This window comes from Paenibacillus chibensis (assembly GCF_004001045.1).
Lineage (GTDB): Bacteria > Bacillota > Bacilli > Paenibacillales > Paenibacillaceae > Paenibacillus_AQ > Paenibacillus_AQ chibensis.
Map to the genome: position 1 here is coordinate 64,783 of NZ_BIMK01000028.1, position 22,346 is coordinate 87,128.

At 53.6% G+C, this 22,346-nt stretch carries 21 protein-coding genes and 1 riboswitch; of the genes, 17 read left to right on the forward strand and 4 right to left on the reverse strand.

What is annotated here, in order from left to right:
- The 7 genes from PCH05_RS19660 (at position 1) to rocF (ending at position 6,273) form a co-directional block, all read left to right on the forward strand.
- Complete coding sequence (locus PCH05_RS19660; protein WP_127605006.1) at positions 1 to 1,122, forward strand: response regulator; 1,122 nt, start codon at positions 1 to 3, stop codon at positions 1,120 to 1,122.
- Positions 1,123 to 1,233: 111 nt separating this feature from the next.
- Positions 1,234 to 1,803, forward strand: a complete 570-nt coding sequence (locus PCH05_RS19665) for a class I SAM-dependent methyltransferase (RefSeq protein WP_127605008.1) — start codon at positions 1,234 to 1,236, stop codon at positions 1,801 to 1,803.
- Between the two features lie 190 nt (positions 1,804 to 1,993).
- Complete coding sequence (locus tag PCH05_RS19670) at positions 1,994 to 2,584, forward strand: YdeI/OmpD-associated family protein (RefSeq protein WP_127605010.1); 591 nt, start codon at positions 1,994 to 1,996, stop codon at positions 2,582 to 2,584.
- Between the two features lie 185 nt (positions 2,585 to 2,769).
- Positions 2,770 to 3,438 (forward strand): hypothetical protein, encoded by a 669-nt coding sequence (locus PCH05_RS19675; RefSeq protein WP_164766726.1) that lies wholly within the window; start codon positions 2,770 to 2,772, stop codon positions 3,436 to 3,438.
- A 130-nt stretch (positions 3,439 to 3,568) separates the two neighbouring features.
- The gene (locus PCH05_RS19680; RefSeq protein WP_127605014.1) at positions 3,569 to 3,895 is read left to right on the forward strand and encodes a thioredoxin family protein; all 327 of its coding nucleotides are present in this window, start codon (positions 3,569 to 3,571) and stop codon (positions 3,893 to 3,895) included.
- Positions 3,896 to 4,161: 266 nt separating this feature from the next.
- On the forward strand, positions 4,162 to 5,367 hold the full coding sequence (locus tag PCH05_RS19685) for an ornithine--oxo-acid transaminase (RefSeq protein ID WP_127605016.1): 1,206 nt from the start codon (positions 4,162 to 4,164) through the stop codon (positions 5,365 to 5,367).
- Between the two features lie 6 nt (positions 5,368 to 5,373).
- Positions 5,374 to 6,273, forward strand: a complete 900-nt coding sequence (rocF, locus tag PCH05_RS19690; RefSeq protein ID WP_127605018.1) for an arginase — start codon at positions 5,374 to 5,376, stop codon at positions 6,271 to 6,273.
- A gap of 152 nt (positions 6,274 to 6,425) precedes the next feature.
- On the opposite strand, the gene PCH05_RS19695 is transcribed toward rocF, so the two are convergent.
- Positions 6,426 to 6,875 (reverse strand): MarR family winged helix-turn-helix transcriptional regulator, encoded by a 450-nt coding sequence (locus PCH05_RS19695; protein ID WP_164766727.1) that lies wholly within the window; start codon positions 6,873 to 6,875, stop codon positions 6,426 to 6,428.
- 545 nt (positions 6,876 to 7,420) lie between these two features.
- Here PCH05_RS19695 and PCH05_RS19700 point away from each other — a divergent pair.
- From PCH05_RS19700 to PCH05_RS19720, 5 genes are all read left to right on the forward strand, one after another.
- Positions 7,421 to 8,713, forward strand: coding sequence for a homocysteine synthase (locus PCH05_RS19700; RefSeq protein ID WP_127605022.1), 1,293 nt, complete (start codon positions 7,421 to 7,423; stop codon positions 8,711 to 8,713).
- A 220-nt stretch (positions 8,714 to 8,933) separates the two neighbouring features.
- Complete coding sequence (locus PCH05_RS19705) at positions 8,934 to 10,088, forward strand: hypothetical protein (RefSeq protein WP_127605024.1); 1,155 nt, start codon at positions 8,934 to 8,936, stop codon at positions 10,086 to 10,088.
- Positions 10,089 to 10,399: 311 nt separating this feature from the next.
- Positions 10,400 to 12,364 (forward strand): heavy metal translocating P-type ATPase, encoded by a 1,965-nt coding sequence (locus tag PCH05_RS19710; protein ID WP_127605026.1) that lies wholly within the window; start codon positions 10,400 to 10,402, stop codon positions 12,362 to 12,364.
- A gap of 300 nt (positions 12,365 to 12,664) precedes the next feature.
- Positions 12,665 to 13,606, forward strand: a complete 942-nt coding sequence (gene trxB / locus PCH05_RS19715; RefSeq protein ID WP_127605028.1) for a thioredoxin-disulfide reductase — start codon at positions 12,665 to 12,667, stop codon at positions 13,604 to 13,606.
- Between the two features lie 43 nt (positions 13,607 to 13,649).
- Positions 13,650 to 13,886 (forward strand): glutaredoxin family protein, encoded by a 237-nt coding sequence (locus tag PCH05_RS19720; RefSeq protein ID WP_127605030.1) that lies wholly within the window; start codon positions 13,650 to 13,652, stop codon positions 13,884 to 13,886.
- 137 nt (positions 13,887 to 14,023) lie between these two features.
- On the opposite strand, the gene PCH05_RS19725 is transcribed toward PCH05_RS19720, so the two are convergent.
- On the reverse strand, positions 14,024 to 14,215 hold the full coding sequence (locus PCH05_RS19725; RefSeq protein WP_371860564.1) for a hypothetical protein: 192 nt from the start codon (positions 14,213 to 14,215) through the stop codon (positions 14,024 to 14,026).
- 220 nt (positions 14,216 to 14,435) lie between these two features.
- Here PCH05_RS19725 and PCH05_RS19730 point away from each other — a divergent pair, with 220 nt between their 5' ends.
- Positions 14,436 to 15,077, forward strand: a complete 642-nt coding sequence (locus PCH05_RS19730; RefSeq protein ID WP_127605034.1) for a bifunctional 4-hydroxy-2-oxoglutarate aldolase/2-dehydro-3-deoxy-phosphogluconate aldolase — start codon at positions 14,436 to 14,438, stop codon at positions 15,075 to 15,077.
- A gap of 122 nt (positions 15,078 to 15,199) precedes the next feature.
- Positions 15,200 to 16,342 carry a transglutaminase domain-containing protein gene (locus tag PCH05_RS19735; RefSeq protein ID WP_127605036.1) on the forward strand — a complete coding sequence of 381 codons (1,143 nt, stop codon included), beginning with the start codon at positions 15,200 to 15,202 and terminating at the stop codon, positions 16,340 to 16,342.
- A 122-nt stretch (positions 16,343 to 16,464) separates the two neighbouring features.
- On the opposite strand, the gene PCH05_RS19740 is transcribed toward PCH05_RS19735, so the two are convergent.
- Complete coding sequence (locus tag PCH05_RS19740) at positions 16,465 to 17,928, reverse strand: amino acid permease (protein WP_127605038.1); 1,464 nt, start codon at positions 17,926 to 17,928, stop codon at positions 16,465 to 16,467.
- A 134-nt stretch (positions 17,929 to 18,062) separates the two neighbouring features.
- A riboswitch (Lysine riboswitch) is annotated at positions 18,063 to 18,262 on the reverse strand.
- A 99-nt stretch (positions 18,263 to 18,361) separates the two neighbouring features.
- Entirely contained in the window at positions 18,362 to 19,498 is a 1,137-nt protein-coding gene (locus tag PCH05_RS19745; RefSeq protein WP_127605040.1) for a virulence factor, read from the reverse strand.
- 346 nt (positions 19,499 to 19,844) lie between these two features.
- Here PCH05_RS19745 and PCH05_RS19750 point away from each other — a divergent pair, with 346 nt between their 5' ends.
- Genes PCH05_RS19750 through PCH05_RS28195 form a run of 3 tightly spaced genes read left to right on the forward strand, consistent with a single transcriptional unit; the run spans position 19,845 to position 22,330 of the window.
- Positions 19,845 to 21,191 (forward strand): cytochrome ubiquinol oxidase subunit I, encoded by a 1,347-nt coding sequence (locus PCH05_RS19750; RefSeq protein ID WP_127605043.1) that lies wholly within the window; start codon positions 19,845 to 19,847, stop codon positions 21,189 to 21,191.
- A complete protein-coding gene (locus tag PCH05_RS19755) occupies positions 21,188 to 22,222 on the forward strand; it encodes a cytochrome d ubiquinol oxidase subunit II (protein WP_127605045.1) in 1,035 nt (344 codons plus the stop codon). The genes PCH05_RS19750 and PCH05_RS19755 overlap by 4 nt, the downstream gene beginning before the upstream one ends.
- Before the next feature lie 3 nt (positions 22,223 to 22,225).
- A complete protein-coding gene (locus PCH05_RS28195; RefSeq protein WP_411830538.1) occupies positions 22,226 to 22,330 on the forward strand; it encodes a cytochrome bd oxidase small subunit CydS in 105 nt (34 codons plus the stop codon).
- Positions 22,331 to 22,346 lie beyond the last annotated feature (16 nt).

Genomic DNA, 22,346 nt, shown 5'->3' on the forward strand with positions numbered 1-22,346 from the left:
TTGAAGGCTATTCTGATTGACGATGAAAATCCGGCGCTGCTTCAGCTTGAACGATTGATTCAAGCCGATGGGAGGATGGACGTTCTGGGGAAATTCACCCGGGTCAGCAGCGGCTTGGAATATTTGGAGGACAACCCTGCCGACGTTGTGTTCCTGGATATTGAAATGCCAGGCATCAACGGACTTGAAGCCGGGGAAAGGCTATCGGCGACGCATCCGGATCTGCACATTGTTTTCGTCACAGCGTATAACCATTACGCCATCGAAGCGTTCGAACTGAATGCCCTGGATTACGTGCTTAAGCCCGTCGATCCCGCGAGATTTTCCAAGACGATCAGCCGGATCGAATCCCGGATGTCAACGACAAGGAGCATGCCTGCCCCACAAGACTCGGTGGTCATCTGCTTCAAACGGTTAACGCTTGAGTCCAGCGCCGAATCCGGCGGACTGCTGCGTTGGAGAACGCAAAAGGCGCAGGAGTTGTTTGCTTTTTTGCTCCATCAGAATGGGCAGTGGGTGACAAAAGATCATATTCTGGAAACGCTCTGGCCGCAGCTGGTACTGGATAAAGCGACAACACAGCTTCATACCTCCGTATACCAGGTTCGCAAAGTGCTGAAGCATTGGGGTGTCGAGGCCACGATTGAATATGCCCATGACAGCTACCGCCTGACGCGGAGCGGATTTACGACCGACGCAGATCTGTTTATCCGGGGAATCCATATCCCCGGGGTTGAAACGGAGAAGGAATTCCAGCAGCTGGAACGGGTGCTCCATCTGTATCAGGGAGATTATCTGGAGGAGCATGATTACTTCTGGGCCAAGCCCGTTCGTGAAGAGCTTCGTCGCCAATATATCCATGGATCTCTGGTCGCTGCGGCTTATGAACGGGACAAGGGAAGGGAACGGCAGGCGCTGAAGCGTCTGCTGGCATTACAGCAAAAAGAGCCTTATTCGGATGAGATTTGCCGGAGCGTGATACAGGCGTATCATGATCAGGGAAACGAGGCGGCGCTCGTCAGCCACTACCGAAATTTTACCAGCCTGATCAGGAATGAACTGGACGCTGCGCCGGAAGCGGAAACGGTGCAGCTTTATCTCAAGCTGACGGACCAAGAATAGACAAGACGGAGCAGCAGATATGTGCGGCTGCCGCTGGTTTGCGGCCCTTTTAGCGGGAATGCTAAAATGAAATGAGTTTGTACCGCATCTACCGATAAGGAGGACATTTCGATGAACGATAAACGTTTTGACCCGGCCCGGATCGCCAAGTTGGACAACCCTGAGCGCAGAAAAAACCTTCCGCCGGAGCAGCTTCTGGATTTGCTTGGTTTGACCGGCAGCGAGGACATCCTGGACGTCGGGGCAGGCGGGGGATACTTTACATTCCCGGCTGCGGCAAGAACGAGCGGTACCGTGTACGCGCTGGATGCCCAGTCGCAAATGCTGGAATACCTCAAAAGCCGCATGGAGGAGCAGAAATCCGGTCATATCGAGATGATTCAGGGCGAGGCGGAGCAGATTCCGATGGAGGATGCGAAAGTGGATGCTGTCATCTGTTCCATGGTGCTTCATGAAGTCGATCCGCCGGAGCAGGGGCTGCGGGAAATCCAGCGTGTGCTGAAAAAGGGCGGACGGGCGCTGTGTATCGAATGGGAGCGCCTCGAAACCGAGAGCGGACCGCCGCAAAATCACCGGATCTCCTCTGCAGAGATGGTGGAGACGCTCGAGAATATGGGCTTTAGGGTGCTGAGCCGGCAGGCGTGGACGGAAGCGTTCTACAGTGTCGTTTTTGAAAAATAGATCGAAGGAATTGCATTCGTGAGCAAAGATAGGGAGAGTCCCGCGATTCGTAAGGGTGGCGGCGGCTCTCCTTTTGTTTTTTTTAGGCTGCCGAAGAGAAAATTCTATTTTACAGGAAGGAAAACCGTGGAAAATGGCAAAAAAGAGGAATAGGTAAAATATCGTGTTGATATCAAAGGAGGCAGACTGGATGGTAGCAGCGAAGGGAAGGGCGGAGTGGCCGCTGTTATTGTGCGAAAACCAGCAGGAATGGGAAGCATGGCTTGAGCAGAACCATGATCAGTCGAAAGGCGTCCGGCTGCAAATCGCCAAGAAGCAAGCGGATTTTGCGTCTGTCAGTTATGCGGAAGCGCTGGACAGCGCGCTCTGTTACGGCTGGATCGACAGCCAGAAGGAAGCTCTTGATGAGCACAGCTGGGTGCAGCGTTTTGGTCCGCGAGGAAAAAACAGCATTTGGTCGGAAGTGAACCGGGAGAAGGTACAGCAGCTGCAGGAGCAGGGACGCATGAAGCCCGCGGGACTCGCGGCGGTGGAAGCCGCCAAGGAGAACGGCCGCTGGGACAAGGCTTACGAGTCGCAAAGCCGGGCGGGTGTGCCGGAAGAGCTGGCGGCTGCTTTTGAAGAGCATCCCCAGGCGAAAGCATTCTATGAGACGCTAAATAAACAGAACCGGTTTGCGATCGCATTCCGCATTCAAAACGCGAAAAAACCCGAGACCCGCGAGCGAAAGGTCAAGGAATTTATTCGCATGCTGGAGAACGGCGAGAAAATATATCCGTAATTTACGACATTTGCGTGTCGTGACAGAGCTTCGGCGAGCCGGAGATTTTTTTGCGCGTGATGATGGGGGCTTATCCGGTTTTTCCTTTTTCGCTTTTATGAGTTATCAGCATAAAGATGTTACGGGCTGAATAAGCTTCATAGAGCGGAAGGAAAGGCCGTGACTTCAGCGGCCGGTTACCGTCAGTGCGGTCTTCAGCGGGCTGCACCGCCGCATTTCTGCCGGAAGGAGCTTTCCAGATGCTGTTGAACATGAGCATACTGATTGTCATTATTTATACGGTGTTATGCATGATGTACGTTCAGCTGAATCACCATGTTTTGGCGAATATGACAGGCACGGTGGTAGCAATGACGACGGGACTGATGTCCAATCTGACGATCGGCGTCATTCTTGGCATGCTGTTTGCTCAGAATCTGGTCGTATCGACCGGTATTTCGATTCTTTTTTGCTTTCTGATCGGTTACCTGATTGGCAGGCCGCTTGGACTGCTGGCCGTTGTCGAAGGAATAGGCGGCGGCATTATGGGCGGCGTGCATGGAGCGATGCTGGGCGAGATGATCCCGAAGCGGCAGTGGGATGTGATGCTGTTTATCATGGACGCGATGTTCATTGCGGTGACCGCGCTCGTCATTTACTTGATCCAAGACCGCAAACACCGGGAAGAAGGGCAGGTCGCAGCAGTCAGCGCGTTGAAAATAGCCAAAAGCCCGGCGGCGGCACCGGTCCAAACCTCCTTCTGGATGATCTATATCGTGCTTCCGGTGGTCGTATTATGCGTTGCCGCCTGGCTGGGACACAATCCCGCCGCAGGGGAGCCCCCGTCTTCCGGGCATGAAATGCATTCCATGTAGCCCTTTTGCAAACCATGTCATTAACGGCTAAAATAAGATAACGGTTCGGCTGTGACGAAGGTCATTGCGCGAAACCGGGCTTTTCATCTGAGGAAAGCCGCCAAAGACACGGGTAAAGGGGATAAGAGAGATGGAACGCATTCAAACGGAAAAGCAATACGAAGATTTGATCAATCGCGACGGACTGACCGTCATTAAATATGACGCTACCTGGTGTCCGGACTGCAAGACGCTTGATAAATTCCTGCCTGACATTATGGCGAAGCATCCGGATAAAGAGTTCTATGCCATGGATGTAGAGCAGTTCGAGGACATCACGAGCAAAAACGACGTGCGCGGCATTCCAAGCCTGCTCGTATACAAAAACGGCGAGAAGCTGGCTCATCTGCACAGCAAATACGCCAAAACGCCAACGGAAATTTCCGAGTACCTCGAAACGTTAGAATCGAAAAAGTAAGCATCAGGCAAGGCGAAGCCTGATTTCTCCATAAAAGGCCTCGAAAAGCACCGGTCTTCCTTCTGCACAATGTGCAGAGAAGGCGGTGCTTTTTATTTCGTTTCATGTGCTGTAATTCACAAATCATGAAATCGGGATCTCGCCAATAAGATAGGAACGTAGCGATATCGATTGAAATATGTTTACTACAAGATGAGGCTTTTTTCTTTATTCCAATGTATGTAGGCTGATGCAGGCGAACAGATCACATGATGGGATGTGCAGCTATGGCTACGACGGAACAGGTACTGCAAATGATGGAAAGATACAGCGCGAGCAATTATCTTCCGCTGCCGATTGTCATCGAACGGGCGGAAGGCGTCTGGGTGGAGGACGCGAGCGGGCGCCGGTATCTGGATATGCTCAGCGCATATTCGGCGTTGAATCACGGTCACCGCCACCCGAAGATCATTCAGGCGCTGAAGGAGCAGGCGGATAAAGTGACGATCGTCTCCAGGGCTTTTCACAGCGAGGCGCTGGGGCGGTTCGTGCAGAAACTGGCGAAATTCACCGGAAAAGACCGGATTCTCACGATGAACACCGGCGCGGAAGCGGTGGAAACGGCATTGAAAATGGCCAGACGCTGGGCCTACCGGGTTAAGGGCGTGGAGGAAGACAAGGCTGAAATCATCGTTTGCGACGGCAACTTTCATGGCAGGACACTGACCATGACGTCGCTTTCCGGGGAGACGGCATATAAACAGGATTTTGGCCCGTTTACGCCGGGATTCAAAAGAATTCCTTATGGCGACCTGGAGGCGCTGCGGGCCGCGATTACACCGGATACTGCGGCCTTTCTGGTGGAGCCGCTGCAAGGGGAAGCGGGTATCATTATACCGCCTGAGGGGTATTTATCCGGTGCTTCCGAGCTTTGCAGAGAGCAGGGCGTACTGTTTATGGCCGATGAGATTCAGACGGGCTTTGGACGCACGGGCCAAACCTTCGCCTGCGATTGGGAGAAGGTCGTGCCTGATGTGTACATTCTGGGGAAGGCGCTGGGGGGCGGGGTCCTTCCGATCTCGGCGGTCGCGGCGAATGAGGAGCTCATGAATGTGTTCGAACCGGGATCGCATGGGTCGACTTTCGGGGGCAATCCGCTCGCCTGCGCCGTGGCGCTGGCAGCGCTGGAAGTGCTGGAGGAAGAAAGGCTGGCAGAGAAATCCCTTACGCTCGGCCGTTATTTTATGAAAAAGCTTACATCCATTACACATCCGGATATTGCCTCCGTACGCGGGAGGGGGCTGCTGATCGGAATTCAGTTGACCGTGCCTGCCAGACCGTACTGCGAGGCGCTCGCCCGAATCGGGCTGCTGTGCAAGGAAACGCATGAGACGACGATTCGGCTCGCTCCGCCGCTTGTCATTACCGAAGCGGAGCTGGATTTTGCAATCAGCCGGATCGAAGAAGTATTTGCAGGCCAAGGGAGGACTTGATCAAGGATGGTTCAACAATCGGTATCGATCATCCGGGTGCCGTTCGGACTGGGGGCCGGTCGGCCCGGAAGCGAAAACGGTCCGGACAGCATCATGAAATTCGGACTTGTGAAAAAGCTGCAGGGACTCGGATACGACGTTCAGGCGGATCAAACGATCCGCCTTCCCGAAGGCGTTCAATCGCCACCGGGTTCGAAGATGAAGCATGTCGAGGAGGTGCTCGCCGTCGCCGGATTGCTTGGGGAGGCCGTCTACAAGGAGGTATCCGGCGGTCATATCCCGCTCGTTCTGGGCGGGGATCACAGCATCGCGATGGGCTCCCTGGCCGGACTTACGCGGCATTATCACCATTTGGGCGTCATCTGGGTCGATGCCCATTCAGATTTGAATACGGAAACGACGAGTCCTTCAGGAAATATGCATGGCATTTCTCTGGCGGTCGGTTTAGGGCTCTCTCACATCAAGCTGAAGCAGATCGTTGAAGGCGCAGTTCCGCTGAAGCCGGAAAACTGCGTCATTATCGGTGCCCGTGATCTGGACCGGGATGAGAAGGCGCTGATCCGTTCCACCGGATTGACCTGCTATACCATGCACGAAATCGACCGCCTTGGTATCGAGAAGGTCGTGCAGGAGGCGCTGCAGATCGCCGGTAATGGTACGGACGGAGTCCACCTCAGCTTTGACATCGACAGCGTCGACCCGATTGAAGCACCGGGCACAGGTACGCCCGTTCGCGGCGGCCTTAGCTATCGCGAAGCGCATCTCTCGCTGGAGCTGATGAGCGAATCGGGACGGATTACCTCTGCGGATTTTGTGGAGGTGAATCCGCTGTTGGACCGCAACAATCAGACATCGAAGCTGGCTGTAGAACTGATCGGATCCTTGTTCGGCAGCCGGATTCTGTAAAGGAATGGTTCATAAGAAGCATTCCGCATAAAAAAGCACCGATGAACGCCAGCCCGCAAGGGCGGCTTCAAAGGTGCTTTTAACTTTTACGATTTGCCATCATAGACTGGCTTGCCAACGATTTGCAGCAATGCCAATGGAGGCAAATAACGTCAGTCATGGTGCTTGCGCTGGAATTCGATCAGCTCGCCTAACTGGCGGATAATATCGAGCAGCTCATCCGTCTCTTCAGCGGTGAAGTTCTCCACGGTTTCGACGATTCGCTCCGAGCTCAGGTCGGACAGCTGCTTGAGCACATGAGTGCCCTTGGCCGTAATGGTAATATTCACGTACCGCCGGTCCGTTTCGGAGCGGTTGCGCTCGATGAGCTCTTCCTGAACCAGCTTGTCGCAAATTTGCGTAATGGCGCTTGTCGTAAGACCGGTCACTTTCACGATATCCGTGCCGCGCTGGCTGCCGTTATTTTGTAAATACTGCAGAATAAATGCTTCGGTGGTGCTTAGCTTCATCTGTCGTACAATACCTGTATAGTCAATAAGACGCGGCAGTCTGTCCATAAGTTCACAGTACCGGTTGGCCAATTCTTTAGATGATGAACGCAAGCAATCACCCTCCTGCATATATCGGAATAATGGTTTCAAGTATTTGGTCAAGTCAATGCATCTTTTCAGCCCTGTATAGTGTCATCGTAGTTGGTTAACTACCTGACGTCAATAATAAGTATACGAGAAAAGACGGGATTCGTTGCGAAAGGCGCGAAAATTACCTGCTAGCTGTCTTGAGCGGGGGAGCGCTTGAAAGGGCTGGATGAAAGCGCTATGCTGTTCAATGCACTAATGAAAGGTAAGCTTATATCAAATAAGCCATTACTAATCAAACGATAGAATTATGCAAATGATTGCGTAATTCGACTCGGCAACTCTCTCAATACTCTCAGGATTCTTTTTTATGTCAGCCGCGATCAGCGGCTGTTTTTTTTGCGTGATTTTTTGAAATTAGGCCATCCAATATCACTTGCGCACATTTATTCATACTAACTTAATGGGAATTCTCATTTTTTACCTTTTCAAACGCTGGGAAGTGTGAGAAAATATGAAAAAAATCGCGGTAGAGTACTATTCTATGCGAGAAAAGGGAGGATTTACCCATGTCCAACGAACGCCCATTATCTTTTGAAACCTTAGCCGTGCATGCAGGCCAGGAGATTGACCCTACGACACTTTCCCGTGCAGTGCCGCTGTACCAAACGACTTCCTACGGCTTCAAAGACAGTGATCATGCAGCCAATTTGTTTGCTCTGAAAGAATTCGGCAATATTTACACGCGCCTCATGAATCCGACAACCGATGTGTTCGAGAACCGCGTGGCTGCGCTCGAAGGCGGAGTTGGAGCATTGGCAACCTCCTCCGGGCAGGCAGCAATTACGTTTTCCGTATTAAATATCGCCGGGGCGGGCGACGAGATCGTCTCGTCCTCCACACTGTACGGCGGCACCTATAATCTGTTCTCAACAACGCTGGCAAAGCTCGGCATCAAGGTGCATTTTGTAGACGCTAGCGATCCCGAAAACTTCCGCGCGGCCATTAACGATAAGACCAAGGCACTCTACGCGGAAACGATCGGCAATCCGAAAGGCGATGTGCTGGACATCGAGGCCGTGGCGAACATTGCCCATGAGAACGGCATCCCTCTCATTCTGGACAATACGTTCCCAAGCCCATATCTGCTGCGTCCGATTGAGCATGGCGCGGACATCGTTGTCCATTCGGCTACCAAATTCATTGGCGGGCACGGTACGTCCATCGGCGGCATCATCGTAGACGGCGGCAAATTCGACTGGACGGCAAACGATAAATTCCCGGGCCTGACTCAGCCGGATCCAAGCTATCATGGCGTAGTTTATACGGAAGCGGTCGGACCGCTTGCGTATATCATCAAAGCGCGCGTGCAGCTCCTGCGCGACTTGGGCGCGACCATTTCGCCGTTCAACTCCTGGACGCTGCTGCAGGGTCTTGAGACGCTGCACTTGCGGATGGAGCGTCACAGCCAAAACGCCCTCAAAGTGGCGCAGTTCCTGGAGAATCATGATGGAGTGGAATGGGTCAGCTACTCCGGACTTCCAAGCCATCCTTCCTATGAGCTGGCACAGAAATATTTGCCGAAGGGGCAGGGGGCTATCATGACATTCGGCATTAAGGGCGGCAAAGAAGCGGGACGCAAGGTGATCGAGAATGTGAAGCTGTTCTCCCACCTCGCCAACGTGGGCGACTCCAAGTCGCTGATCATTCATCCGGCGAGCACGACGCATCAGCAGCTGTCCGAAGAAGAACAAATCGCGGCAGGCGTCAATCCGGAAATGCTGCGCTTGTCCATCGGCACCGAATCCATCGATGATATTTTGTACGACCTGGAGCAGGCGATCGCAGCCAGCCAGCAATAATTTGAATTTATGCCGCAAACGGGGCGTTCCTTCAGCCATTATGGCTCAGGGAACGCCTTTTTTTGACGCTGAAAAGCTGTATATTTCTGGCCTTGGGCTAATATTCTGTAGGGTAGGGTCCGCTGCGACGGGGCTCATTTTTACGGGAAAAGAGGGTGTGCAGCCAAAAATGAAGAGTGATCGCTGTCAGAAAAACTGCTGCCAAAGCGGTTCCTGTTCGATGTCATCTTTTATGGAAGCGGTTAACGCGGACAAACGGCAGGAGTGCAACACGTCACTGAAGGATGAAGGGCAGGCACGGGCTGGTTCCTTGCCGGAAATCGCTTCGCTCGTCGAATTGACCTTGATCGGATCGATGACAAGAGAACAGGCGATACTGGCAGCCGATCCGTATTCGATCGGAAATATTTTACGGGATTCCGAAACCTTTTTCGGCGAGTCTCACGACCTTGGGGCTCCGGAGCGGCTGCTGGCATGGAGCGACGAGGTACGCAGGCTGAAGGTGGTGGCCGAGAACGTATCTTATCCGCTTGAACAACCGGACCGTTTGAACGGGACGTCAGGCCTGATGCTGCTGCGGGAAGACAGCTGGCTGGAAAGCGGTCATTTGAAGGAGCTTTATGAAGAATGGGCGTTGCAGTATACATCGGGTCGCTATCACACCCTGGTTCATCCGAGTATTGCGCTCAGAGAGCGGCTGATGTACCGGTGGAAGGGGCACATGGAGACGATGCTGCACCATCTGGATGAGGGCATGCTGAGCATCGCGCTGGTCTCAGGCAGAGAGATGCCGGATGCAGACTCGCTGGAAGCGATTCAACTTACCGATTTGCGGGATATTCAGCTGGAAGCCTTGTTGCGCGCGTCGCTTACCTGTTATCGCCAAGGAATGGATCATCGGCTGGAAATTCTTATTCCGTATCCTGCGGATCTGGAAGAATGGTCTCATATGCATGATTGGATTGAGAAGGTCGCCGAAGAAACCTTATGCCATCAGCGGCGTGCGGTGACGTACAGCATCGGTGCGTTGTTACGTGCCGATGCGAGCACGCACCTGGCTGCTGATTTGGCCCGCTGCGCAGATCTGTTAGTACTGGATTGCAAGGGGAAGGTAGAAGCGGAAGAACGGCCCGAAGAAATATATGAACGTCTGCAAACATTGGCAGGCTGCATCCGGAAAGCAAAACCGAACGTGCTCTTGCGAGTTTCCGGCCTGACGCTCCCGTCTGATCTGCCGGTATTGTATCGCATGAACGCCGATGAAGCTGGCTTGGAGCACGAGTCCATGCCCGCATTTCGTCTGGCAGCGGCGCAATGGGAGCTGCGGGAGGAGGGACGGAGCCCGAAAGCTTCAAAGGTATTGCCCCTAAAATAAGCTGTACATGTAAAATAAGGCGCGACATAAGCCTGAACATGAGCCGTGGTAAGAACACGCTGCTCCTGCTCAGGCTTTTTTTGCTTTTCACAAGAAAAGCGGTTTACTTTTTCAACATGCGGGCATATAATGAAAGTGTAAATGTTGCACAAAGGAAAAACAATTGCATTAATACAAAAATGATTATCATTCTCAATTGGACGTCCATCGTCCTTCATTGAAACATGCTGCTCCGGCTAGTCTGGAGCAGCATGTGCTGTTTTAAGGGCAGTAATAATGCTTTTCATTCTCAATTGGGGAAGGTGAACAAGATGGAAAATGTACAAAAAATCACGGCTAAAATGAAGGGGATTGCGGCAGCCGGCAGCATCAAGACGCCGAATCCTCACCGGAAGAGACGGATCGATTTCCGCGGCATGCTGCGAAATCAGGAGATGCAGGCTGCCGCTCTCAGCGGGGTGCTCATGCTTGGCGGCTGGGCTGCAAGCTATGCTTCAATCACGGTTTCGGTCATATTATATATTCTCTCTTATGCGGCAGGTGGCTGGCTTAAGGCCAAGGAAGGCATGGAAACCCTGATCAAGGAGCGCGAGCTGGATGTCAATCTGCTGATGATCGCAGCAGCGCTGGGGGCTGCCAGCATTGGCTACTGGAATGAAGGAGCTATGCTGATCTTTATCTTCGCCCTGAGCGGTGCGCTTGAAAGCTACACGATGGAACGGAGTAAAAAGGATATCTCCGCGCTCATGGCGCTGAAGCCCGAGCTCGCGCTTCGGATCGAGGATGGCCAGATGTCGCTGGTATCCATTGACGAGTTGAAGGTACGTGACCTGATTCTGGTTAAACCCGGAGAGCTTATTCCGTCTGACGGGATCATTCAAAAAGGATATTCGGCCGTAAACCAGTCGTCCATTACCGGCGAGTCGGTGCCCGTGGATAAGTCGCAGGGCGATGAGGTTTTTGCCGGTACGCTAAACGGCGAAGGCGTGCTGTATATCGAAGTGACGCAAACATCGGATGAAACGGTATTTGCTAAAATCATTCGTTTGGTGGAAGAGGCGGAATCAGAAGTTCCGCAGTCGGAGCGGTTTATGAAGCGGTTTGAGGCGATTTATGCCCGGATCGTGGTTGCCGTGACCCTGGTCATCATCTTTGCGGTTCCGTTTATCCTGGGCTGGACCTTTGGGGCTTCTTTCTATAAAGCGATGGTCTTCCTGGTCGTGGCCTCGCCGTGCGCGCTCGTTGCCTCCATTATGCCTGCGCTGCTGTCGGCGATCTCGAACCGGGCCCGCCGCGGTATCCTGTTTAAAGGCGGAGCCCATATGGAAAATATGGCGCTGACCTCGGTTGTAGCCTTCGACAAAACCGGTACCCTTACTGCAGGCGAGCCGCAGGTGACGGATCTCATCGCTGCGGATGGTTACGACCGTTACGATCTGCTTGCGATCATCGCCTCCGTCGAGCACCTGTCGGAGCATCCGCTGGCCAAGGCAATCGTCCGAAAAGCGTTGGATGAGGGGCTGCAGCTGCTGCCTGCAGAAGACGTGACCTCCGTGACCGGTTGGGGAATGGAAGGGGTTGTCCAGGCGAAGCGCTGGCGCATCGGCAAGACCGATATGCTGGACCGGATGGAAGACTTGGAGACGTCCGCTTATTGGAAACAGCAGCGCAGCCTCCTGGGAGCAGAAGGGAAAACCGTGTCCGTGATTTTAGAAGGGGAGCGGGTAGCCGGGCTCGTGGCTTTGCAGGATGTCGTCCGTCCCCAAGCTGCGGCAGCTGTGCGGAAGCTGCAATCGATCGGGGTGAAGGTCGCGATGCTGACCGGTGACCGCAGCGAAACGGCGCAGGTTATCGGTAAACAGATCGGCGTCGATCTGATCTATTCCGATCTGCTTCCCGAAGAAAAAGTGCTGTACGTGAAAAAACTGCGCGAGGAGCATGGTCATGTGGTTATGGTAGGCGATGGCGTGAACGACGCGCCTGCGCTTGCCACAGCGACCGTCGGCATGGGAATGGGCATGAGCGGCAGCGGTACGGCGCTGGAAGTGGCCGATGTCGTTCTGATGAACGATAATATCGAGGAAATTGCCGGTACGATCCAGCTTGCCCGCCGTGCCCGCCGCATCGTCAAGCAGAACATGGTGTTTGCCATCACCGTAATCGTATTGCTGATGACCAGCAACTTCCTGACGGGGATCGCCCTGCCGTTTGGGGTCGTAGGCCATGAAGGAAGCACCATCCTGGTTATTCTGAACGCGCTGCGTTTATTAAGATAAGCTTACACGGACTTGGCGAACTGAAATTGAGGAGCTTGCGGGTACACCCCGTAGGCTCCTTTTTCTTATGCATCGGGCGGCTGGGGAAGTGGCTTCAAGCAGCTGCCTAGGATACCCCTATCTGTATAAATTTAATTGTTAACAATCGACTTGATCCCATGTATACTTGTTCTATTGACATAAGCGTCTGTTTATATGATAATAATTATCAGATAATAATAATTTCAATATAGTGAACCTGGTTATGTCCGGCTTTATGCGGGCTACTTTCTGGGCACTGGGAGCTTGGAGGGAAATCTTATGTATAAATCCGTAATCATCGGTACAGGACCTGCGGGCTTGACGGCTGCCATCTATTTGGCGCGCGCCAACCTGAACCCGCTTATTATTGAAGGACCCCAGCCTGGGGGACAGCTGACCACCACGACAGAGGTGGAGAACTTCCCGGGATTCCCTGAAGGCATTATGGGACCCGAACTGATGGACAACATGCGCAAGCAGGCAGAACGCTTCGGCGCCGAATTCCGTACGGGTTGGGTAAACCAAGTGGAACTGAACGGCCGTCCTTTCAAGCTTGATGTGGAGGGCATGGGTCAGATTGAAACGGAAACCCTGATCATTTCGACGGGAGCCACAGCCAAATACCTTGGTATTCCGGGCGAGCAGGATAACGTCGGACGCGGCGTCAGCACCTGCGCAACCTGCGACGGCTTCTTCTTCCGCGGCAAAGAGATCATTGTGATCGGCGGCGGAGATTCGGCTCTGGAGGAAGCAAGCTTCCTGACCCGTTTCGCATCGAAAGTGACATTGGTTCACCGCCGTACCGAGCTGCGCGGCTCGAAAATCATGCAGGATCGCGTTCGCAGCAATGATAAAGTCGAATGGGCGCTGAACCGCACACCGGTTGAGGTTGTCGCTGACGACCGTGGCGTGAAAGGCTTGAAAGTGCTGAATAATGAGACGGGCGAAGAAGAATTGATTGAAGCGAGCGGCGTATTCGTAGCTATCGGTCATCATCCGAACACAGGCTTCCTGGGCGGACAGATTACAACCGATGCGAATGGTTATATCGTCGTGCAGCCGGGAACTTCCGAAACGAATATTCCGGGCGTCTTCGCTTGCGGTGACGTGCAGGATACCCGCTACAGACAGGCCATTACAGCGGCTGGCAGCGGATGTATGGCGGCGATGGACTGCGAGAAGTACATCGAAAGCCTGGAGCATCACGCAGCTGTTCTTTAATCATATAAATGATTCACATATTTAACAATGAGGTGAACCACACATGGAAAAAGTGATCGTATATACAAGCACCAATTGTCCGCACTGCCGTCAGGTGAAAGGTTACCTGGCCGACAAGGGCGTCGAATACGAAGAGCGCAACATCGAGCAAAGCGATGAGTTCGCGCAGCAGGTATGGGATATGGGGATGCGCGCGGTACCGGTTACCGTGATCGGCGAGCACCGTATTCTGGGCATGAACAAACTGCAGTTCGAGAAATATTTGGGCGAACAGGCATAAGCCTTCATTTCATGAAGGCTAACATAGATCGTTAACAAGCCGGGTACTCAGGGACCGGAGGAACAAGAAAAGGCAGCGTCCGGCGGACACTGCCTTTTCTTGTTCGATGATTATAAGGAAGTCGCTCGGACGGCGCACTAATCAAAAAAGAATTTCATAATGACCTGGAATACCAGGTAAACCGCTACGCCGGCGACGATCAGCAGCAGCCCTGCCTTTTTCTTGCCCTGAAAAAAACGCAGGATCGCCAGGCTGACGAGCGGGGCGATGACAATCAAAAATAACAGCACGGTAATGAACATTTCTGCCGATATATTACTTGTATCCACGTAAGTCACGGACATTCGCTCCAATTCATAGGTATGGAAATGACTAAAATCATATGCAACATACCTATTATACCGAAATCGGATCGGAATTTCCGTAAAAATGATGAAAAAATGTTTCGATTTTACGTCCAAGTAAACGATGATTTTTCGAGAATCCGGGAAGGGAAACCGAAGCAGACTTGCGAATTAATCTAGTAGACAGATAGGGGGGCCTGCAATCATGAAACTGACAAACGAGCTGATGGATTCAAGGCTGGTTGCCATCGTAAGAGGGATTACGCGGAGCGAGGCCAAGGCCGCAGGGGCTGGTCTTGCAGCCGGCGGCGTCAGGCTGATGGAAGTGACGATGAATACAGCGGGTGCGCTGGATATCATCCAGGATTGGCGCTCGGCCTATGATGGACAGGCCTACGTGGGCGCGGGGACGGTGTTGAACGTCAAGATGGCCAGAGAGGCCGCCGCAGCCGGTGCCCAGTTTATTATTTCTCCGAACGTCGATGTAAACGTGATTGCTTTTGCATTGGAGCAAGGCATTGATATATGGCCTGGAGCGATGACGCCCACCGAAATCGTGTCGGCTTTTTATGCCGGGGCGGAGGTCGTCAAGCTGTTTCCGATGGCAAGCCTCGGGCTGGGATATTTGCGGGAAATCAGGGGGCCGCTGAATCATATTCCGCTGATCGCCACGGGCGGCGTTACCCTTGGGAATATTGCCGATTATTTTGAAGCCGGGGCCAGTGCGGTCGGCATTGGCAGCTCGCTGCTGCCGAAGGAAGATCTGGCCATTGGAAATATCGAAGGCATTGCCGAATGTGCGGCCCGGTTCGTGCAGGCGGCCGCAAGACCGCATCTTTTGGGCTGAATTTACGTATAAAGTCATATATGTCCTCGCGCAGGAATAGAGTCATTTGGAAGGGCTAAAAAAGCGGCTGAGTGATTTTGCGAACAGACATTGCCTTAAATGTAGAGAAGGGAGGGGCCTGTATGAGGTGGAAGCGCAAATCGGTAGCCAAGCTCTTATTAACCGGTACGCTCATCGCAGCGGTGTTGCCCCCTGGCATTGATTGGGAAATGGTGTATGCTTCCGCGACGTCCAGCGCCAACGTGGTCCGGTCCGACCAAGAGCTTCAGAAAACGCTGCTGAATGCCATGAATCAGCGTTTGAGCCAGGTTCAGTTTGTGTATCAGGGTAAGACCAATCAGCTGAAGGGACAGTTGAAAAACGCTTTGGAGCAGGCGCTGGAAAGCGACCCCTACATGAACTACACCATAGAGAGCTATGGATATTCCTACAGCGGCAGCTCAAAATCCGCAAACGTGAGCGTCCAGCTGAGCTACCGGGAAACGGCGGAGCAGACGGCTTACGTTGCAAAGCGCGTGCAGGGCATTCTTGGCAGCATTATCAAGCCGGGAATGAATGATCATGAGAAAATCAAGGCCATTCACGACTGGATCGTTCTCCATTTGAGATATGACGAAACGCTACGGAAATACACGGCATATGACGGTCTGAGCTCAGGCAGTACGGTATGCCAGGGATATTCCCTTTTAACGTATAAGATGCTGAAGGAAGCCGGGATTACGAACCGGATTGTGGAAGGGACGGCTGCCCCGCGCGACACGGGCGTCAGCCAGCTCCACGCATGGAATTTGGTGCTGCTGGACGGCAAGTGGTACCATCTCGACACCACCTGGGACGACCCTGCCCCGGATAAACCGGGAGAGATCGGGATCGGTTACTATCTTCGCACGGACGCGCAGATGCGGAAGGATCATAGCTGGACGAAAAGCTATCCCGCAGCCAACACCCCTTACAGGGAGACGCTGTCTCAATTAATCAGCCGGAACGACAGCCACAAGGCATACTATCAGAAACTGGAACGGGAACTCGAATACCAGCTGTATGATCCTGCCGAAATCGTGAGCACAAGCTCCGCGCTGCGCACGAAAGTGCGAGCGGTCATTAAGCAGGGAGGGAATTCCTTGCTGCTGCGCTATCACGGCAGCCATGAAGACTTGATGGATGACCTGCAGGATTTGTACCGGCTTGGTGTCCGCTCCGTTTCTTATGTGGAAAGCGATTTGGACGAGACGAATGATCTCAGGGTGTATGTGACCTGGAAATAAACAAAAAGAGAGGTACCCTTCCGGCTGCGAAAGCAGGGGAGGGTACCTCTTTTTTAGATATCGGAATGAATAATGAAGAAGCGGGGCCAGCCTGATATCGTAACAAAAACAACATCATATCATTACCGGTTGTGCCGTTCATGCGTAGATAAGTCGCATTGCTGAAGCGGAATCAGCTTGCTGCCCTTGATCCATTTATATCCGATCCAAATGAAGAGGAACAGCGGAACGCTCACATAAGATACGAGAATGCCGTACCAGTCGATGCTGGAGCCGGTGAAGGCTCCGGTATTTTGTCCCGCGATGGCGACGATACACAAAATAAAAGCAAAGATCGGTCCAACCGGGAACCATTTCGCCCGGTACGGGAGCTCGTCAAGCGAATGTCCTTGGGCGACAAAGGCGCGGCGGAACCGGTAATGGCAAACCGCGATGCCCAGCCAGTTGATGAATCCGCACATGCCCGAGGCATTCAGCAGCCAGTTGTACACGACGCCGTCTCCGAAGAGGGAGGCAAGGAAAGCCAGCATGCCGACCAGCGTCGTGATGATCAAAGCGTTCACCGGCACGCCGCGGCTGTTCAGCTTGCCGAGCATCCTCGGCGCGAGCCCGTCCTTGGCCATCGCGTACAGCACGCGGGTCGAGGAATACATGCCGGAGTTGCCGGCCGACAGCACGGAGCTTAGAATGACCGCATTCATGACGGAAGCGGCGAAAGCAAGGCCCGCCTTTTCGAACACGAGCGTAAACGGGCTGACGCCAATGTTATTTAAATCCGTTTTCAACAGATTCGGATTGGTATAAGGAATCAGAAAGCCGATGACCACGATCGCAAAAATGTAAAAGATCAGAATCCGCCAAAACACCTGCCGGATGGCACGAGGCACGTTCTGCCGAGGATTCTCGCTTTCGCCTGCGGCCACGCCGATCAGCTCGGTTCCCTGGAATGAGAAGCCGGCTGCCATAAATACGCCGATGAAGGCGAAGAAACCGCCATGGAAGGAGCTGCCTCCCAGGTTAAAGTTGCTGAACCCGACGGGCTTGCCGCCCAAAATGCCAAAGATCATCAGGACGCCGAGCACGAGGAAGACAATAACCGTTACGATTTTGATGATGGCAAACCAGTATTCCGATTCCCCGTATCCTTTGGCGGAGAGAATGTTCAGCGCGAACATCAGGGCCAGGAACAGGAAGCTCCATAGCAGCGATGGCGAATCCGGCAGCCAGTATTTTATAATGACGGTAGCGGCGGACAGCTCGGCCGCGATCGTCACCGCCCAGTTGTACCAGAAGTTCCAGCCGACGGCAAAACCGAAGGCCGGGCTTACGAATCGGCTGCCATAAGTGCTGAAGGAGCCCGAGTCCGGCATGTAGGTTGCCATCTCACCAAGGCTTGTCATCAAGAAATATACCATCAGCCCGATAGCGGCATAGGCCAAAATGGCTCCGCCGGGACCTGATGAAGATATCGCGCTCCCGCTGGCGAGGAAAAGCCCGGTTCCGATGGAGCCCCCGAGGGCGATCATCGTCATATGACGGGCTTTCAGGCTCTGCCGCAGCGAGTTCGCGGGTGTTTTGTTGCTCATTACATTAAACTTCCCTTCTGAATGATTTCAAATGATCGCATATCATGGAAGGGGATTACCAGCTAGAAGGCCCGCAGGTATGGAGTTACCTGCGGGCCTTCTTATAAACCTCCGGTTTCCGCATCCGTGCATCCATGAAAGATAGCTCAACACGGCAGGGAAGCATGATGCTCCCCTGACCGCGACAGTTCTGTCCCTTTCGGGTACAGCCCCAGCAGGCGCATCTTAAGGGCTGATGCACCCACTTCGGCGAAAACGCCCTTCCCTGCAAGTCATCGGCGGCTCTTACGCCTCTTTGCAGCTACTCATCGCTTTCGCAACCTCTACCTCACCTTTGCAGGATGAGGTTATCTTAGGTATTCAATTCGTTTCTATATCGTAAAGCAATGTCTCACGCCTGACAATAGATAAATATGGAAGCGGCGAGCGGCCTTTAGGAACGCTCGCGCTTCGCCATTTGCTGCCAAACGGTACCCGCAGCCTGTTCGCCGGATTCGATCCGCTCCAGCGCCATCCGGGCCTGCAGGCTGACTTCGAATTCCGGATCGTTAACGGATTCCTCAAGCGCCTCTTTGGCGTCCTCGGTTCCGACCTCGTACAGGAACCGCGCCGCGCGCCAGCGGACGATTTTGCTGCTGTCCTTCAGCAGCGCCTGCATCGCCGGCGTTGCGGCAGGGTCGCCGATATCGGACAGGGTATCTCCCGCCGTACGGCGCACCGTTGGCGAGCTGTCTTTCAGCGCCTCGTACAACAGCTCCATCGCTTCCGGCGTCCGCAGATCGCCCAGATAGACCACGGCCAGGCGCCGGGTTTGCATCTTCTCATCATGAAGAGCCTTGCGAAGCAGTGGCAGATGCTCTTCCGCTGGCGTCATGCCGTCAAGCGCAGCATAACGGACGCGCCAGTCCGCGCTGTTCATCGCTTCCTGCAGCTCCTCGTTGCTGAGCTCGCGGCGCTGCTCCTCGAATTCCTCGCTGCTCGCGCCGTGGGCAATCGCTTGGGAGATGACCTGCTTCAGGCGATCCTCGGGGAATGCCGCCTCCAGCTCCTGCTCAACCTCTTTGGCGATGGCCTCCAGTTCGCCATAACGTACGCCGTAGTCCTTCAGCTTGCGCTCCTTGATCATCGTAGCGGCCGCAACCTCCATGACCGCTTTCGTGAAACGGTCCGACAGCGCCATACGCTCCTCCTGCGCACCGGATTTCACGCGGATCTGCATCGGAATGCCGCGGAAGAACTGCACGAGCACTTCAGCCTCGCCGAAGTGCTCGCCGGCGCCGGCTTCCTCCTCCAGCAGGGTATTCTGCATGCCCTCCTGGCCAAAACGCGCCTGCACTTCACCCAGGATTACCGACCAGTCGGCGTTGCCTTTACGCTCCAGGGCGACGAAATCCAGCGTATGGAATACGCTTTTTACGCCCTCGATATGAAGCATTTCCCGGATCCACGAAGGGGCGGACCGCTCGTTGTCCAGAGTATATGTTTTGCGGATTCCCGCTTCCAGGCTTTCATCCAGATGAAGCTTCATGGAATTGGGACTCGGTGTCGGCTCGATGAATTTGATTTTCATGAAAAGATCCCTCCTTATCATTACGGTTCCACAAGAAGAACGAAATTACGTCGATCGACGTTTTTATATCTCATTATAGTGTACCTTACTTTGCCGACAAACAAAAAAACTCTTTGGATATGAAAGGATTTTTTTAGCCAAACTGTGTGATGTGCAGAGCCGCTACATGTAAATTGCCGAAATCCGGGGGTTTCACGATGTTTAAAAAGCAGGAAAGAGTTCTGATCGTAATTTGCGTAGTTGTTGCCGCGATTTGCCTATATGGCGCTATCAAGGGCTTTTTGAGATATATGGACTATTTTGGGTAAGCGGAAACCGCCAAATGCTGAAGGAGCTGATGATTCGCATGTCTTCGCTAGATCCTGTTCTGCTGAGCCGGATTCTGACCGGTCTCACGCTGTTCGTACATATCATTTTCGCATCGCTGGGAGTCGGTATTCCCGTCATGATCGCCCTCGCGGAATGGCGCGGCATTCGTACCCGGGATCCGCATTATACGCTGATGGCCCGCCGGTGGGCCCGGGGCTTTGTCATTACGGTGGCGGTAGGCGTTGTGACGGGCACCTCGATCGGGCTGCAGCTCAGCCTGCTGTGGCCGACCTTTATGCGCGTAGCCGGTCAGGCGATCGCGCTGCCGCTGTTCATGGAGACTTTTGCCTTTTTCGTGGAAGCGATCTTTCTGGGCATTTATCTGTACACCTGGGACCGGTTCACCAATAAGCTGACGCATCTGCTGCTCCTGATTCCGGTGGCCCTCGGCTCATCGGCCTCGGCCATGTTCATTACAACCGTCAATTCCTTTATGAATGCCCCGCAGGGCTTTACGCTGTCGGACGGCGTCCTGACCGACATCAATCCGCTTCAAGCGATGCTGAACACCGCCGCGCCGACCAAGGTGTCGCATGTGTTGGTGTCGTCGTACACGCTGTGCGCCGGCGTGCTGGGAGGCATTGCGGCCTTCAGCATTTTGCGGGGACAGAAGCATGTGTATTTCAAAAAGGCACTGAAGTTAACGGTCGTCTCTACCTTCGTGTTTGCCGTGGCCACGGCCATCATCGGCGACTTTTCAGGCAAATACCTGGCGAAATACCAGCCGGAGAAACTGGCTGCGGGCGAGTGGCATTTTGAAACCCAGCCGTATGCAACTCTGGTGTATGGAGGCGTGCTGGACGATAACAACGAGGTTCGTTACGGCTTGAAGATTCCATATGCGCTCAGTATTTTGGCCGGGAACGCGCCGAACACGGAGGTCATCGGGCTGAATGAATTCCCGGAGGACGAGCGGCCGCCGCTGTCCATTCATTATTATTTTGACACGATGGTCACGCTGGGCGGACTGCTGGTCGTGATCCCGCTGCTCTATATGCTCCGCAAAAGGCTGCCGGGGAAACGAATCTATCCGAAATGGCTGCTGATCGGGATCATGGCGCTTGGACCGCTGTCTTTTACGGCGATTGAAGTGGGCTGGATGTATGCGGAGGTGGGACGACAGCCGTGGATCATGCGCGGATACATGAAGGTCGCGGAAGCCGCGACGACGGCTGGCTACGTGGGCTGGATGCTGGTGCTGTTCATCCTGTTGTATTTCGTTCTTTGCTTTTCCTGCGTCAAAGTGCTGAGCAAGCTGTTCCGCAATAAAGACGCGGTCGAAGAGATGCGGGCGCTCGGAATCGAAGGAGGAGACCGGACATGAGCTATGAAGTCGTGGGAATCACCGTGCTGTGGATTTTTTTGTTTGGCTATATTATCGTCGCTTCGATCGATTTCGGCGCAGGCTTCTTCAGCTTCTACAGCGTCGTCCTCGGCCATGAGAACAAGGTGCATACCATCATTCAGCGTTACCTGTCCCCGGTGTGGGAGGTCACGAACGTCTTCCTGGTGTTCTTTTACATCGGATTGATCGGATTTTTTCCGGATGCCGCTTATTACTATGGGACGGCTCTGCTTGTACCCGGCAGCATCGTTATCGTTCTGCTGGCGGTGCGCGGCGTCTATTACGCATTCAATACGTACGGCAGCAGCAAAGAGAACAACAAGATGTACATGGCGTTGTACGGAGCGACGGGCATTCTGATTCCGGCGGCGCTGTCGACCGTTCTGGCGATATCGGAAGGGGGCATTATCTCGGTGCGTGCCGGAAAGGTCGAGATCGGATGGATGGAGTTTTTTACGAATCCGTATACCTGGTCCGTCATATTGCTTGCCCTGGTCAGCGTATTATACATTTCGGCGATGTTTTTGAGCTATTATGCGAAAAGAAGCAGGGACGAGGGAGCGTTCGAAATTTTACGCAGATACGCCCTTGCCTGGAGCGGACCGACGATTGGAGCCTCGCTGCTTGCTTTTGTGGAGATCGACCGTCAAAATACCGAGCATTTCCAGCGCATGCTGGACCATGCGTGGATGTTCGTGGCTTCGTTCATCTGCTTTCTGATCGCCGTGTATTTCGTATGGAGCAAAAAGCATCTGGGCTGGTCCTTTATCCTCGTCATGCTGCAGTTCGCGTTCGCCTGGTTCGGCTATGGCCGCTCCCACCTGCCTTACGTGCTGTACAAGCAGATCAACATTTACGAGAATTTCACGAATGACACGATGGCGATCGCGCTGATCACGGCCTTCGTTCTCGGGCTCATCGTGCTTGTCCCGTCGCTGATTCTGATCATGCGCCTCTTCCTGTTCGACGCCAAATACGTCCGCGGGGGCTCCGCCAAGAAAGGGGGATAAAGCATGGAGGATTTCTCGATTTTTGTGGCGCCCATGGGGATCGTCGTCGTGTCCATTCTGTTTCTGGCCGTTTATATCGTTAAATACAAGGACCCGAAAGACGAGTGAAAAAAGTTCTGCTGTA